The sequence below is a fragment of the Ignavigranum ruoffiae genome (assembly GCF_900110675.1).
Lineage (GTDB): Bacteria > Bacillota > Bacilli > Lactobacillales > Aerococcaceae > Ignavigranum > Ignavigranum ruoffiae.
The window spans coordinates 232,952-247,711 of the sequence record NZ_FOEN01000001.1 but is presented as its reverse complement, the minus strand read 5'-3'; the positions used below and the strand labels follow the sequence as shown (position 1 = coordinate 247,711).

The 14,760-nt window shown below is 39.4% G+C and carries 14 protein-coding genes; 9 read left to right on the top strand and 5 right to left on the bottom strand.

All coding sequences use genetic code 11. The features are described from left to right. The first annotated feature begins 34 nt into the window (after positions 1–34). The gene (locus BMX34_RS01145; RefSeq protein WP_092569935.1) at positions 35–1,120 is read left to right on the top strand and encodes a M42 family metallopeptidase; all 1,086 of its coding nucleotides are present in this window, start codon (positions 35–37) and stop codon (positions 1,118–1,120) included. Positions 1,121–1,638: 518 nt separating this feature from the next. Here BMX34_RS01145 and BMX34_RS01140 read toward each other — a convergent pair. From BMX34_RS01140 to BMX34_RS01125, 4 genes are all read right to left on the bottom strand, one after another. Beyond that, positions 1,639–3,132 (bottom strand): aldehyde dehydrogenase family protein, encoded by a 1,494-nt coding sequence (locus tag BMX34_RS01140; RefSeq protein ID WP_092569933.1) that lies wholly within the window; start codon positions 3,130–3,132, stop codon positions 1,639–1,641. 367 nt (positions 3,133–3,499) lie between these two features. Continuing rightward, positions 3,500–4,960, bottom strand: a complete 1,461-nt coding sequence (locus tag BMX34_RS01135) for an FAD/NAD(P)-binding protein (RefSeq protein ID WP_092569930.1) — start codon at positions 4,958–4,960, stop codon at positions 3,500–3,502. A 72-nt stretch (positions 4,961–5,032) separates the two neighbouring features. Beyond that, complete coding sequence (gene brnQ / locus BMX34_RS01130; protein WP_092569928.1) at positions 5,033–6,373, bottom strand: branched-chain amino acid transport system II carrier protein; 1,341 nt, start codon at positions 6,371–6,373, stop codon at positions 5,033–5,035. A gap of 3 nt (positions 6,374–6,376) precedes the next feature. Beyond that, positions 6,377–7,162, bottom strand: coding sequence for an NRDE family protein (locus BMX34_RS01125; protein WP_159428810.1), 786 nt, complete (start codon positions 7,160–7,162; stop codon positions 6,377–6,379). A 220-nt stretch (positions 7,163–7,382) separates the two neighbouring features. Here BMX34_RS01125 and BMX34_RS01120 point away from each other — a divergent pair, with 220 nt between their 5' ends. The 6 genes from BMX34_RS01120 (at position 7,383) to BMX34_RS01095 (ending at position 12,105) form a co-directional block, all read left to right on the top strand. Beyond that, positions 7,383–7,982, top strand: a complete 600-nt coding sequence (locus BMX34_RS01120) for an ECF transporter S component (RefSeq protein WP_092569924.1) — start codon at positions 7,383–7,385, stop codon at positions 7,980–7,982. A gap of 193 nt (positions 7,983–8,175) precedes the next feature. Next, on the top strand, positions 8,176–8,850 hold the full coding sequence (locus BMX34_RS01115; RefSeq protein ID WP_092569922.1) for a TVP38/TMEM64 family protein: 675 nt from the start codon (positions 8,176–8,178) through the stop codon (positions 8,848–8,850). Positions 8,851–8,859: 9 nt separating this feature from the next. Further along, the gene (locus BMX34_RS01110) at positions 8,860–9,402 is read left to right on the top strand and encodes a GNAT family N-acetyltransferase (protein ID WP_092569920.1); all 543 of its coding nucleotides are present in this window, start codon (positions 8,860–8,862) and stop codon (positions 9,400–9,402) included. A gap of 142 nt (positions 9,403–9,544) precedes the next feature. Continuing rightward, entirely contained in the window at positions 9,545–10,243 is a 699-nt protein-coding gene (locus tag BMX34_RS01105; RefSeq protein WP_092569918.1) for a YjjG family noncanonical pyrimidine nucleotidase, read from the top strand. 4 nt (positions 10,244–10,247) lie between these two features. Further along, positions 10,248–10,823 carry a xanthine phosphoribosyltransferase gene (locus tag BMX34_RS01100; RefSeq protein WP_092569915.1) on the top strand — a complete coding sequence of 192 codons (576 nt, stop codon included), beginning with the start codon at positions 10,248–10,250 and terminating at the stop codon, positions 10,821–10,823. 103 nt (positions 10,824–10,926) lie between these two features. Then, positions 10,927–12,105 (top strand): hypothetical protein, encoded by a 1,179-nt coding sequence (locus tag BMX34_RS01095; protein ID WP_092569913.1) that lies wholly within the window; start codon positions 10,927–10,929, stop codon positions 12,103–12,105. Between the two features lie 134 nt (positions 12,106–12,239). On the opposite strand, the gene BMX34_RS01090 is transcribed toward BMX34_RS01095, so the two are convergent. Next, positions 12,240–13,172, bottom strand: coding sequence for a LysR family transcriptional regulator (locus tag BMX34_RS01090; RefSeq protein WP_092569911.1), 933 nt, complete (start codon positions 13,170–13,172; stop codon positions 12,240–12,242). 202 nt (positions 13,173–13,374) lie between these two features. Here BMX34_RS01090 and BMX34_RS01085 point away from each other — a divergent pair, with 202 nt between their 5' ends. Together BMX34_RS01085 and BMX34_RS01080 are read left to right on the top strand one after the other, a co-directional pair. Continuing rightward, a complete protein-coding gene (locus tag BMX34_RS01085) occupies positions 13,375–14,076 on the top strand; it encodes a DUF5058 family protein (protein WP_092569909.1) in 702 nt (233 codons plus the stop codon). 14 nt (positions 14,077–14,090) lie between these two features. Beyond that, positions 14,091–14,753, top strand: a complete 663-nt coding sequence (locus BMX34_RS01080) for a hypothetical protein (RefSeq protein WP_092569907.1) — start codon at positions 14,091–14,093, stop codon at positions 14,751–14,753. Positions 14,754–14,760 lie beyond the last annotated feature (7 nt).

Below are 14,760 nucleotides of genomic sequence, written 5' to 3'. Positions count from 1 at the left end.
AGAAAATATATATAGAATATAGAAGGGTGATATTATGGAATTGAATATGGATATGTTGAAGGATTTAACTCAAGTCAGAGGGATTGCCGGCAATGAAGGGCAAGTCCGTAAAGTCTTCAAACAATATGCAGAAGATTATAGTGAAGAATTTCTTGAAGATGGTTTAGGTGGAATCTTTGCCAAGCATGTTGGTAAAGAAGATGGACCTCGCTTATTAATTGCAGGTCACTTGGATGAAGTTGGTTTTATGGTTAAACGAATAACTGACGAAGGTTTCTTAACTTTCCAAACGATTGGCGGCTGGTGGAGCCAAGTTGTTCTAGCACAACAAGTTGAAATCACTACTCGCAAGGGCAAAGTTTTCCATGGGGTAACTGGATCTAAACCTCCTCACGTCTTAACTCCTGAAGCACGTAAAAAACCAATTGATATGGACGACATTTTTATCGATATTGGTGCAACTTCTAAAGACCAAGTTCTTGAATGGGGCATTCGTCAAGGCGATATGATCACACCTTATATCGAAACCCGTCGAATGAATGAAGACTCTCCTTTCTTATTAGCTAAGGCTTGGGATAACCGCATCGGCATGGCGGTAGCAATCGAAGCTTTAAAATTCGGTAAAGAACAAGGTCATCAATCCGTCTTATTCTCTGGAGCGAATGCTCAAGAAGAAATCGGCCTTCGTGGGGCTAAAGTTGCTCCTAACTTAATCAAACCTGATATTGCCATCGCCGTAGATACAGGGGCTGCTGGCGATACTCCAGGAATGACCGCCAAAGAAGCTGATTCCAAATTAGGAAAAGGTCCTCAAATTATGGTTTATGATGCTACTATGGTTGGACATAAGGGCTTACGCGAATTTATTACTGATATTGCCGACGAAGCTAATATACCATATCAATTTGCCTTTATGCCTGGTGGTGGAACAGATGCTGGTTCATTCCATATTGCTCAAACTGGTATTCCTTCAATCTGTATTGCCGTACCTGTTCGCTACTTACATTGCCATACCACAGTAATTCACGAAGATGATTACAAATACACCGTTCAATTAGTGAATAAGATTATTGAAAAACTAGACGCTGCCACTCTCGAAGAAATTCGTAAAAACGCTTAATCGTATTTAATTAGAAATCCTCATCTACTGGTCAACAAATGACGAGTGGATGGGGATTTTGTTTCGCATAATTAATTAATCGGTCAGAGGAGTTACAGTTTTTAAACAAAAAACGAATCAGTGTCTATCGCAAGAAAGAAGAAGATCCACGTAGCTTACAATGCCTTAACCATTCATGGCTTAGGCAATGTCTAGGGAATCTAGTTCGGAAAAACACAGGTGTTTTAAGGGACGGTCTCAAGTTATTTCGTTCATCTAATAAAAACATAAATAGGACTAGATATAGACCGGTGTAATAAAAAAGAGAAAAGCATAGGTCTCTGCATAGATCAATACCCCTAGGACTAGCATACTTTACCCACATCATTCCCTTGAAGCCTTAGGCTTTTAAGGAATGAGTCGTAAAGTAAGTCTGGAGCTTATGATAATAAGCGGAAGACGATGCCCAAGGGGTACAAGTCCATGCAAAAAAGACCTAAGCAATAATTGCTTAGATCTTTTGCTGAGTTTTATTGATCTTATAAATTATACAAACCAGTTGTTTGATCAGAAATATCAATCATAATATTTTTAACTTGTGAATAGGCATCTAGGGCAAGTTTATGGGTTTCACGGCCGATACCGGATTTCTTGTAGCCACCAAATGGCGCACCTTCTGCCACATTATTATAAGTATTAATCCAAACACGCCCAGTTTCCATAGCTTGAGCCACTCGTAGAGCTCGAGAAATATCCTTGGTATGAACCCCACCACCAAGACCGTACTCAGAATCATTGGCATAAGCAATGACTTCTTCTTCATCCTTAAATGGAATGACCACAACTACTGGACCAAAGATTTCTTCTTGAGCCACCCGCATATCATTAGTTACTCCAGTTATAAGAGTTGGTTCAGTATAGACTCCATTTTCAAGTGCGTCAGTAGTTAGACGATGGCCACCCGCAGCGATGGTTGCTCCTTCTTCTTTAGCAATTTCAATATATGAAAGTACTTTTTCACATTGGTTCTTATTGATTTGGGCTCCAAGTTGAGTTGCAGGATCCCATGGCACACCTACCACGACTTTACCAAAGACTTCTTTAGCCCGTTCAACGAATTTATCATAGATACTTTCTTGTACGAAAGCACGTGAACCCGCACAGCATACTTGACCTTGATTGAAGAGGATACCCAGTAATAAGCTATCCATGGCTTTATCAAAATCTACATCCTCGAAGAAGATATTAGCCGATTTACCACCAAGTTCTAAGGTTGCTGGGATTAATTTCTCAGCCGCTTTTATTGCCACATGATATCCAACTTCGGTGGATCCAGTAAAAGCAAGTTTAGTAAAGTCAGGGTGAGCCAAGACATATTCACCAGCCTTAGAACCTGAACCGGTTACCACATTGACCACACCAGCAGGAATGATATCTTGACTTAAGCGCATCAATTCAAGAATAGATAGGGAAGTTGAACTAGATGGCTTAATAACGACCGTATCACCAGCAGCCAAGGCAGGGGCCAATTTCCAGGCAGCCATTAAGAATGGGAAGTTCCATGGAATAATTTGACCGACCACACCAAGAGGTTCTCTTTGAACGATGGAAATAATATTATTTCCGATTTGATTGACAGTGCCTTCTTCAGCTAAAATGACTCCGGCAAAATATCTAAAGTGTTCTGCTGCTAGAGGAATATCGATGGCTGAAGTTTCACGAATTGGCTTACCATTATCCATGGTTTCAACCAAGGCTAAGTGATCCGCATTTTGATCAATCACATCAGCAATTTTGTTTAATAAGTCAGCCCGTTCTTGTTTAGTATATTTCTTGTAGGATTCAAAGGCAGCTTGAGCCGCTTTGACCGCTTTATCAACGTCTTGTTCACTGGCTTCAGCGAAACGAGCGAGAACGGATCCATCACTTGGAGAAGTTGATTCACGTGTTTTGCCAGCTTCTGCTGGTACAAACTCCCCATTAATAAATAGACCATATTCTTCTAACAAATTTAATTCAGGTTTTTGATACATTTGTTTATTCTTCCTTTCCACAAACCAATACCTTGGTCAAAAACAACTAGACTAATAATACCTCATATTTTTAAATAATCAAGCACTTTGCTTACAATATGTCGCATTAAATGATGAGTTTTGCTTATTATAACCCTAAGTTTATGTTATCATGTGGCGTTGCTTCAATTTAGAAATATATAGAAAAGAAGATAAAAAGACTGAAGGGTCTATTCTAATGACTCCCTAGTGTTGAATCTTTGGCGCTATTTTAGGGGGACATTTTCACTCAGCTTATCAACCCTGATTAAAGTTAGCGATAATAGGTTGTTACTGAATATGAGAGACCCTCAGTCTTTATTTAACCAGAATTTTGTATTGATAGAAGTTAATTATTTTGGGCTTGAATATAATCCAAGACCATATTCTTTCCATGACGGGCAGTCATTTGGGCGTTATTATTGCCAAATTGGGTCTGATGAATTACCAAACCAGAAAGGGACATCTGGCGAATTTCGCCATAACGTGGACTGATTGGATGAGCACCTGGCCAAGTAATTTGGATGCCGCCTAAGGGATTCTGCATAATAATTTCTTGCTCTAGAAGATCCTTTATTAAAGGGACTTGTTGACCAGCTTTAACTAAATTCTGTTCAAAGCCAGTCGCATTTATGACCGTATCCATACGGTATTGCAAACCATCTCGAGTAGTAATTTGAAATTGACCAGTATCCGTTGGTTGAATTTGATCGATATGACTAATGATTTGCAGTCGACCTTGATCAAACCATTTCAAAATTAGGGACATCTTACTGTCAGGGAATTGTGTACGATAATGTTCAAAGAGACGTTTGTACTTCTGATGGAATAATTGACGGTCAGCTGGACTTAAAGCCATGTTTAAATCCGGTAAGTAGGCGGTCAGTAGGCCCACATATCTTTGCATAATTTGTAAATCAATCGGTTTTTGTTGAATTTGATAACGAACATCTTGAACCGATCCATTCTGATACTTCTCGACAGAAGCCAATAAATCTACCTGATTCTGAACCATATCAGCTTGAATTTGGTCAAAAATAACCTTTAAAGGAATTTGTCCTTGATGACGTTCCTTTTGTTCGGATATCCATTGCTCATCAATCGACAAGACAATGGGATCGGGATACAGCCGACTCTTCACATTGGTAAAAGGGGAGTAACGAATAAAGAAACGCACCGGATGATCGAAATGATAGTGTTCTTGCAAATAATGCATGATGTCAATCCCAGTGAGTGAAGAGCCAATGATACCGACTTTATGACTCGGATCAATTTGATTCAACGTTTGGCTGACTGGATACGGGTTATGAATATAATGCTTATGACCTAATAAGTTATAGTGGTCGGCGTAAGGTGGATGACCGATGGTCAGGAAGACCCAGTCATACTCTTGACCTTGGGCTTGTTGATCGGTGTATAGCATGAAGTGGTTATCATCATTGATTCTAATCTGTTTAACTTCTTGATGATACCAGGTCACTGCTTCTTGATCTAAGTATGGACGATACTTTTCATTGACATATTGACCAAAGATTGGACGGGGGACGAAATCATCTTTAACATATTCTGGGTGATGAGTTGCCAACCATTCCATAAACTCATCAGGATTCGCTTCATTAAGACTCAAGCGTCTAGAATATGAATTCATTAATAACAACAAATCATCAGACTGATAAGCAAAACCAACAGCAATTTGGTCTCTAGGTTCATAAACGTCTACTTGATCTTCTTCGGTTAAGGCATTCAAATCATATAAATGCTTCAAAACCGAAGAACCGGAAATTCCCATTCCTACGATTGCCAGTTTCATAAGTCACTTCCTTAAATATAATCATTCTAAATTATACCATTTTTTCGAACAAAGATAAACCAGGCTCAGGATTTAACCATGCTTTCGACTAAAGATGAGACCTAATAAGATTCCAAGTAGAGCGGGTAAAGTCCAGCCAAGTCCGAGATTATAGAATGGGAGAAATTGTTCAGCAAAGGACAACAAGGATTGATAAAGTGGATTAGCAAGTAACCAAGAAAATTCCATCACTTTCAAACTATCGAAGATCGCTGCTAAACCGGTCAAGACCATGGCCCATTGAAATACTAAATGATTGAGAGGCAGAAAAGCAGAAATAATACTTAACAGAATCAGGACAATTGCCAGCGGATAGATAAACATTAATACCGGCAGTGATAGGGAAATAATCATATTCAAACCAAAATTAGAAAAGAGCGTCGGCAGGATCGTTGCGATTAAAAGACAAGACGCATATGAAAGACGCGGAAACATATCGACAAAGGTTTCAGAAAATGCGGTTAATAAACCGATACTGGTTTTAAAACAAGCAATCAGAACGGTCAAGCCGAGTAAGAGAAGGCCGATATCGCCTAAATAGTATTGAGCAATCATAGCTAAAGCTTGTCCACCATTGGTACTCGGTTGATCGACCAAAGCCATACTTTCTGCACCTAAACGGGCTAATAAGGTATATATAACCCCCATTAAACCCACACCGATTAAACCGGAAATAATAATATCGCGTGTCATGGTAACTTTATCGTGGATGCCTAATTCTTGTAGACTATGAACGACAATAATTCCGAAGGCCAGGGCAGCCAAAGCATCGAGTGTATTGTAACCTTCTATAAATCCTACTGTGATTGGTTGACTTTGATAGGGTCCTTGGACCGCTACTTGAGAAATATCAGCTAAGGGATTGATAAAATTAAAAATAAATAAACTACACAATAAAATTAACAAGGTTGGAGTAAGGACTTTGCCTATAATCGTTAAGAGATTTTTTGGTTTACGAGCAGCAAGCCAAGCTAATAGGAAGAATACAATTGAATATATTGCTAATACTATTTTATTTGCAGCTGGACTAACAAAAGGAGCCACTGCAATCTCATAAGAGGTCGTTGCCAAGCGAGGAATCGCAAAGAAAGGACCGATGACTAAATATAATAAGACCGTAAAAGCATAGGCGAATCGGCGGTTAACTTGATTGGCGAGTTGAAAGACCGATTCGACATTGGACACTGCCATGGCAATAATCCCCAAAAGCGGCAAACCAATTCCGGTAATCAAAAAGCCTAGATTAGTCAGCCAGACATTTTCTCCAGCTTCCTGACCTAGAGTCACCGGGAAAATTAAATTGCCTGCCCCAAAAAATAGGCCAAAGAGTAAGGAACCAATTAAGAGATAAGTGTTGTTTGTTTTATGTTTCATCGACTAGACCTTTCTAATTGTTGTCTGAAAACTTAAATGATGTTGATCTTTAACCCCTTGTGGAGTATATCGTCGTTCAGTCATCTGAACCTGTCCGTGTTGGTCGACAGTAATCATCGTTGTCCCCACCGTTCCAAAGCGATCATCCTCGATAAATAGGGAAGAAGCTTGATAGGCCCGTTGATAGCTAAATCGTTTCGGATGGGTTTTAAAATTAGGATGACGTTCCGTATTATGGAAATCCAATAGACAAGTTTCATGATTAAAGCCAGTGCTTGCTGCAGAATTTAAATGTTCTAATAGAATTCTCTTAGCTTGATAAGTTCTGAAATTAGACATATCATCTTCAGTATTAGAGAAGACATGCAGCCCTTGGCTGAGTACAACCACTCGATCCTGAACGTTGGAATAGAAGTACATCCGATCAAAATTGCCAAAAATCAGAAAAAAGCCTTGATAATTATGGCGTTGACGACGCAATTCGGTTAAATATTCATCTAAATCAGCTTCTTTTTCTAGGAAGTTTCGCACCAGGTTTCCTCGACTTTGTGGTTGATCCACTATGCCTTGAGGTCGATTCGGATCATTGAGAATCGTGGCGAAATATCCTCCTGGGGTCACGCCTAACCATGTTCCCCATTGCTCGGTATCACGGCCAGCATAAATATGGGGAACATCCGGCCATTGGTGAATGGGTTGACTCTCTCGTTGATAGAATTCATCGCGATTTCCAATAAAGACGAAAGGGTAGTCCGCTTGAGGATTGATATTAAAGCTTACGACACACATCTTAATAATCCTTTCTTGCTTACGCATCATTATTAGAAGATATTTTATCATAGTTTTAGTTAAATTTAATCCACTTTGTCCAGATTCTTAACTTTATTAGATAAGCTTAATAGGTATTCACTTTTTCTAAGAAGGGATTCAGATAAAAGCCTTTACATAGCCCATCTTTAGGTATATAATCGAAAACAATATCAAAGTATTAGAATGTTTGGAGGATATCATGTCTACAAAATATGGTCATAAAGAAACACAAAAGATGACGATACTTGCCTTATTCGTTGCCATCTTAATTATTCAATCGTTCGTTCCTGGGCTAGGTTATATTCCTATTGGTCCGCTTCATGCCACAATTGTCCAGGTGACAGTAATTATTGGTGGGATCTTTTTTGGCATTAAAATGGGAGTAACCTTGGGAGCTGTTTGGGGAATTTTAAGTTTATTACGGTCCATCTTGACGCCAAATATATTAACTCCTGTCATTATGAACCCCTTAATTTCAGTCTTACCGCGAATTCTGGTAGGTCTTATTGCGAGCTATGTCTTTATCCAATTGAACAAGAAAATGCCTGTGGCCTTAAGTGCCGCCGTTGCGGGTGCCCTAGGGTCCATTCTGAATACTATTTTGTTCCTGGGGGCAATCTATCTGTTCGCTGCCGAAACTTATGCCTCTGCCTTAAGCATTGATGTCAATGTATTATTTAGTACTTTATTGGCGATTGTGGGAACTAATGGGGTTCCTGAAGCCTTGGTCAGTGGGGTATTAACGCCATTGATTGTCAGCCCAATTTATCAACGGGTGACTAGTCGTTTCGCATTTTAGATCTTGGGAATCATCGAAGTAAGTTTGTTTGAATCGCCATGCCCACTATATTAAGTTTAAACTCGTTGGCTGACAGCAATGAATCTTGCTGGGCCAACGAGTTTTTGGCATTCTAGAGCTCAGTCCTAAGTCTGATTGATTATTTATTTATAATCTTATAAACTGAATATATGAAGATGTTAGGGGGCTCACGATGATGAAAGAAGACACCATGCAAAAGCAAAGATGTTTCGCAGTCAATAGCCAGGCTCAGGAGGAGAAATATCTTAAATTCTTCCTCAGGCACAAGTGCATGGTCAAGTGGATTGCTTTAGCCGGACTGATTTTAACGATAGGTCTATTTACCTATCTTATTCGTCATAATTTATTTAATCGCCCCGAAGTATTCGAGCGCTTCTTACGGCAACATAAAGGCTGGGGACCCTTGGTTTATTTCTTCCTGTCATTCTTTAATACAGTCTATCCCATTATTCCAGGTGGCCTCGGCAATGTGGTGGGCTATTCGGTTTTCGGCCCCTTTTGGGGGTTTACCATTGCCTTTGGGGCTAACTTACTCGGTTCTACGGTGCTTTTCTTATTAGCGCGTAAATTTGGCAAACCGATTCTTTTTGCTTTTTTTGACAAAGAGACGATTAATAAGTATATTGAGTATCTAGAGAAGAAATCTTTGGGCTGTTTCTTGGCGATTGTCTATGTTGTGCCAGGCTTACCTGATGATCTGTTCTCGATGTTAGTGGGGCTGAGCCCGATGTCTTTGGCTCGCTTTACCCAAATTCAGTTGATTTTCAAACCTTTAACCACTTTTTTATATATGGCTGGAATTAATAATCTATTCTCTATCTTTTCGAATTTACTGGGTCAGTCTTAGGAGGCATCTATGTTTATTGATCGATTAGCTGGTGCTCAATCTGTCTTTGCGCCAGCCTTTGAAGCGTTATATCTTTCTGCCTTTCCGATAGAAGAAAGGAAACCCATCCCGATGCTATATCAACATCAGGCATCAGGACATTCAGAAATATATATTATTCGTAATCAAGACAATGTTTTTATGGGTTTAATGGTAACCTTATTTAATCATGAGACCCTGATTTTGGAATATTTAGCCATTGATCCTAATTACCGGGGACAAAATATTGGCGGTTGGGCTATCACTTGGTTGCACGCTAGCTTCCCCAATCATCAAATCGTTCTTGAGATTGAACAAACTTTAATTCAGTCACCAGATTGGCAGATTCGTCAGCGTCGTCGCGAGTTCTATGAACGCCACCAATTCTATTTCTGTGATCAGACGATTCAATATTTCGATACTCGGCTAGAGTTAATGTCCAATCAACCCATCATTCATTATCAACAATATATTCAACCTTACCAATCGGTCTATGGACAGGATATTGGTCAGAAGATTTATTACTTGGATTGAGGTCCAAGTTTTTTTGTGATCTAAATATTTCGCTTTTTGGGGGCAAAAGCGCCTTATAATGAATAAAATATGAAAAATCCTTATCCCTATGGCAATTGTCTGCTATAATAAATCCATTATGTAATACAGAAGTGGGTGAAGCATGTACCAATTTGTTTTTCTTGATCTCGATGATACCTTGTTTGACTTTAAACGGAGTGAGTATTATGCCTTTCATAAACTGGCTAGTGATTTGAATTTTCAAGTGACGCCGGCTATTTATCAACATTATGAAGACTATAATGCTCAGCTCTGGCAGGCGATTGAATTAGGTCAATTGAGTAAAAATGAACTCATGGCCACGCGCTTTCCTAACTTCTTCAAGCAATATCAGCTGGAAATTGAACCAGGTCCGTCTTGGGATGATCGCTTTCGCGACTATTTAGCCGAATCGACCCAATTAAAAGATGGGGCCTTAGCATTATTGGATCAGTTGAGTCGAGCGGGTTGTCGTCTCTTTGCCGCGAGTAATGGGATTGGCAATACCCAACGCTATCGCTTAAATCAAACTCGAATTGAAACTTACTTTGAAGATGTTTTTATTTCGGAGACGATTGGATTTAATAAGCCAGATTCCAGATTTTTTGAATATATATTCCCCAGAATTAAAGACTTTCAGAAAGACCAAGCGATTATGGTGGGTGACAAATTAAGTTCAGATATTCTGGCCGCCAATAATGTTCAGATGGCGGCTTGCTGGTTTAATGAACATCATCTCGCCAAGCCAGACCAATTTACTGTTCAATATGAGGCAGATTCACTTGCTGATATTGCTGACTATATCTTAGAGATAAAGGAGTAAGCCAATGAAAATTCTAGAAGACCGTATCCGCCGTGAAGGAACCCTCTTACCCGGGGAAGTCTTAAAAGTGGATAATTTCATTAACCATCAGATTGACCCGCAATTATTTATGCAAATGGGCGAAGATTTCTACCAACATTTCAAAGACCAGCAGATTAACAAAATCTTAACCCTGGAAGTGTCCGGGATTGCTTTAGCCTTTGCAGCAGCGACTTATTTCAATGTGCCAGTAGTCTTTGCGAAGAAATCTCAATCGCTAACCTTGGGTGATGATGTATATCAATCCACCATTACTTCTTATACCAAACAAAAGACCTATGATATTCGGGTCCAAAAAAGCTTCCTTAACCAGAGTGACCGAGTCTTAATTATTGATGATTTTCTGGCAATGGGACAAGCCTTAGGAGGCTTAATCGATCTATGTGATCAAGCTGGTGCCCAAGTGGCCGGGATTGGTATTGCCATTGAGAAAGCCTTCCAACCTGGGGGCCAACTTTACCGTGAGCGTGGTTATGAAATATATAGCCAAGCCAGAATTGAGAAAATGACCGAAGAAGAAATTATCTTCTGCCAAAATTAATTTATCTGAGCCTTAAGCAGGCTCTTTTTTTGTTGAGTGGATTGCTTGCAATTCAGGAAATGAATCCGCTATTATTAAACTATCAAATTTAGGAGGATGAATAATGAAAAGATTTCTGACTTTGCTCGCTGCTACTATAGTCCTAGGAGGTTCGTTAGTCAATCCAGTCATTGCTGCCGAAGATTTTAAGTTCGATGATGTTGAAGATGCCTTAGAAGAGTCTACTCAGGCTGCCGATATTGAAGAATTATATGAAATGGATGAGCCAATTACTATATTTGATGAAGAAGATATTACTTATGAAATTACAGGCTATAAATTATATGAATTAAAAGAAGTTTCACGTGATTGGGACGTGGTCTTCGACAAGAACCGTGAACGTGGTGGGGTGCTCGCTGTTCAAACCACCATCAAGAATGATACTGATGAACCCATTACCATCGGTCTCTCACAAAATTATGAAGTGTCTAACACTGACCGTTTCTGGGGCCATACCAGTCAATTAATCCCAGAAGAGAATGAATTTAACAAACAAATTGTAGAGAATAAGAACGTCATCGAGGCTGGCGAAGAAGTAACCGGATATGAGATGGTGACCCTGACTGAAGAAGCTCTTGACCAAGCGCTTAAAAATGGAGAAATTAATTATGAACCTACCTTTATTAACTTAGGGGACGGTGAACCTTCGGCGAGTGATCGGATTAATCCGAAGGATTTAGTTGTCTTACCGATCAGTGAAGAAGGTGAAGATAAGGCTGAAGCTAGTGGTGACCTTTATCCAGATAAGGTTGTCGAAGATAACTTAGGTAGCAAGACCTTGCTTGAAGAAGAAACAGATATTGATTCTCAAACTTTGGAAGATATCGATATTACTATTGACGGTTATCAAATTGCTGAATTTGAACCAAATGAAGAAAATGCTCCAAGTTATGAAGGTTTTAAAGATGGCGTGATTTTATACACGATCAAATATACTATTGAGAATAACAGTGACAAAGATGAAAATGCGGTAGCTTTCAATAGTGGCTATGCTAATCTCATCTTTAATGAAAGTGTTCAATATAAGAATGAACGGATGTTACAACCTGAAACTGTTCCACATGATACCGTCTTAGAAAAAGGCGACTCTGCGACGGGTTACTTCGTCTTTGCTTTATCAAAAGATGACTATGAAATGTACGAAGGAAAATCAGTAAAACTTGATATGACTGTGATGGATAAGAATTTCTCAGCAATTAATGAATATCAAGGGCTAATCTTCGACTTAATAGAAGAAGACTAAAGATGATTAAGTAAATGATCAAGTGACATGATAAAGACCCAAATCCTAGCACTCAGCCAAAGTCAAGCACGGCTGGAGGATTTGGGTCTTTTTTGGATGACTAGGGGAGCTTATGTCTACAGTGCTTTACCTGATTATTGCAGCGACATAAGGTCTTCAATGGTTAAATCAATGACTTGACCTAACTGCCCCAATAATTCCGGACTCACATGGTCTTTCTTGTAGATAATGTAATCTAGGCACTCACTTTGGATTGAGTTGACTGGTCGTTCGACCAGATGATACATGTCTAAGGTCCGAGGATGGGTCGCTGTTGTCCAGGCATAAGATCCTTGCACATTGGCAATAAAATCTAAAAGCGAGGACCGTTCATAGACATAAATTTTTTGCTTACTGGCTAGACCTAAGCGAGATTCTGAGAATTCATTTAAGAATAAATTATCTTCAAAATCGCCATGGACGACTTCAGTAAATTGAATAAGATCTTCATAATTCAAAATTCGATGATGGGCTAGGGGATGGGTTTGTTCCATCAGGACCACATAGGAAGTTTGATAGATCTTCCGCCAATGGATATAGCGTGAATGAAGTTGGTGTTCGAAATGGTCACGGTATTCACTACTGAAACGAATAATACCTACATCTGCATTGCCATTATTCACATTCTCAATCACTTGGCAATTAGTACATTCTGAATATTTAACCAGGAGATGTTCTTGTTCCAGCAGCATTTGATTAATATACTTTGAAATAGCTAGCGTTAAATAGGAAGAACGGCGAGCAGAAATTGATAAACTTTGGATTTGTTTGTTATTGAAAGCATATTTCATTTCCAAATGATTAAAACTCTTAACCAAGGACTGGGCATCTTTCAAGAAATTCTGGCCTTCTTTGGTCGCTAAGACACCGCGGTGGGTCCGTTCGAAGATATTGATCCCCAATTCATCTTCTATTTTCTTGAGATTGGCACTGAGATGGGGTTGAGAGACAAAAAGATTCTCGGAAGCCTTACTAATCGAACCGGTCCGAGCGATTTCCAAAATATATTTAATCTGTTGAATATCCATAAGCCAAACTCCTCCAAACAAAGTCAGTAATCAGAAATGATGATAGGCCCTATCACAAATAACTATTAGGTTTCAATCTGGGAATATGATATCTTTAAGTTGAAATGTAAGCGTTATCTTAAGTCTAAGGTTTCTTTAAGTGTATCATATAACTGACCTGGGCGAAGATAATAATTGCATTAAAATATAAGGAGGTCATGGGATGGAAGGACATATACATTTAGCGAATCACCCCTTGATGTATGTGGTGAGCGCTTTTGGGATTATATTGGTACTTGTTCAGGGGACTTATATTATACGAAAGGCTCTAAAAGCTACCAAAGATTTAGCGATGGATCAGGAACGCGTTCATAAAGGTATCAAAGTTTCCGCGATTGCCAGTATCGGTCCAGCGCTGGGAATTGTGGGGAGTATTCTCTCATTAATCGTATCGTTGGGTGCTCCAGTCTCTGCTTTACGGATGAGTATTATCGGTGGAACCAACTATGAAACAATGGCCGCCACTTTTGGAGCCCAAGCTGCAGGAGGAGAACTGGCTCCGGTAATGAGTCCTGAGGTTTATGCGAATGCCTTATGGACACCAGCTTTAGGAGTGATTCCTTGGCTGATTGTAACTTTTCTATTCGCTCATAGAATGCATGTTATTAATGATTTGATGACCGGTGGACGGAAGGCCTTACTTCCAGCGGTAAGTGTCGGTGCCATGTTAGGGTCCTTCGCTTATTTTGTGATGAACAATGTCGTTAAATTTCAAGTAAACCCCTCGCACGCGGTGGCCAGTATTTCGGCATTGATTATTATGGTACTCTGTCAGAAACTTGGCAATAAATATGAATGGGTCAAATCATGGTCATTGACCATTTCTATGTTTACTGGTGCCTTAATCGGTATGTTATTTGTATAAGGAGGTAAGGAACAATGTCAGCTTATGAAAAATTCACAAAAAGTATCGTTGGTTTTGGTCGGCTAACGATGATCCTAGGGATTATTGCAGTGTTATTACCCCCTTGCTTAATGACCTTTGTTTGGGGCTACAATCCGGGGATCTCTGCCATTATCGCTGGAGCTATTTCACAAATGTCTGTTTCTGGCGCTTTTTATATTAGTGAGCCAATTTCTTATTTTCCAATCGTAGGGACTTCTGGATTATATATGAATATGCTGTCCGGTAATGGTGTGAATATGAAGATACCGGCGGCAGCTGTGGCGACTGAGGCCTCAGGTTACAAAGAGGGTACTGATGAAGGCGCTCTGATGGGAACGATCGGTTTAGCTGTTTCAATTTATGTGGCAGTATTCTTCGTAATCTTTGCGACGATTCTAGGGCAAACTGTCATCACGACTTTACCTGCTAATATCGCAAAATATTTTGAATTAATTATTCCTGGTATTTATGGGGGAATTTTCGGACAATTCCTTGTAAAATCTTATGCAACTGGAATTTTTGCTTTGGCGATTTCCTTAATCATGATATTTATCGTTTCTTTCATTCCTGGAAATCCATCATTCATTATTACTTTGACATCGGTCTTTACTTCAATATTATTTGCTCGTAAACAAATGCTTAAAGGTCAATTATAGGAGGTCA

Coding starts and splice junctions, on each gene's coding strand:
- BMX34_RS01095 (WP_092569913.1), top strand. CDS start 10,927: ATGAAAAGATTTCTGACTTTGCTCGCTGCTACTATAGTCCTAGGAGGT.
- brnQ (WP_092569928.1), bottom strand. CDS start 6,373: ATGAAACATAAAACAAACAACACTTATCTCTTAATTGGTTCCTTACTC.
- BMX34_RS01105 (WP_092569918.1), top strand. CDS start 9,545: ATGTACCAATTTGTTTTTCTTGATCTCGATGATACCTTGTTTGACTTT.
- BMX34_RS01085 (WP_092569909.1), top strand. CDS start 13,375: ATGGAAGGACATATACATTTAGCGAATCACCCCTTGATGTATGTGGTG.
- BMX34_RS01140 (WP_092569933.1), bottom strand. CDS start 3,132: ATGTATCAAAAACCTGAATTAAATTTGTTAGAAGAATATGGTCTATTT.
- BMX34_RS01110 (WP_092569920.1), top strand. CDS start 8,860: ATGTTTATTGATCGATTAGCTGGTGCTCAATCTGTCTTTGCGCCAGCC.
- BMX34_RS01080 (WP_092569907.1), top strand. CDS start 14,091: ATGTCAGCTTATGAAAAATTCACAAAAAGTATCGTTGGTTTTGGTCGG.
- BMX34_RS01100 (WP_092569915.1), top strand. CDS start 10,248: ATGAAAATTCTAGAAGACCGTATCCGCCGTGAAGGAACCCTCTTACCC.
- BMX34_RS01115 (WP_092569922.1), top strand. CDS start 8,176: ATGATGAAAGAAGACACCATGCAAAAGCAAAGATGTTTCGCAGTCAAT.
- BMX34_RS01090 (WP_092569911.1), bottom strand. CDS start 13,172: ATGGATATTCAACAGATTAAATATATTTTGGAAATCGCTCGGACCGGT.
- BMX34_RS01120 (WP_092569924.1), top strand. CDS start 7,383: ATGTCTACAAAATATGGTCATAAAGAAACACAAAAGATGACGATACTT.
- BMX34_RS01135 (WP_092569930.1), bottom strand. CDS start 4,960: ATGAAACTGGCAATCGTAGGAATGGGAATTTCCGGTTCTTCGGTTTTG.
- BMX34_RS01145 (WP_092569935.1), top strand. CDS start 35: ATGGAATTGAATATGGATATGTTGAAGGATTTAACTCAAGTCAGAGGG.
- BMX34_RS01125 (WP_159428810.1), bottom strand. CDS start 7,162: ATGTGTGTCGTAAGCTTTAATATCAATCCTCAAGCGGACTACCCTTTC.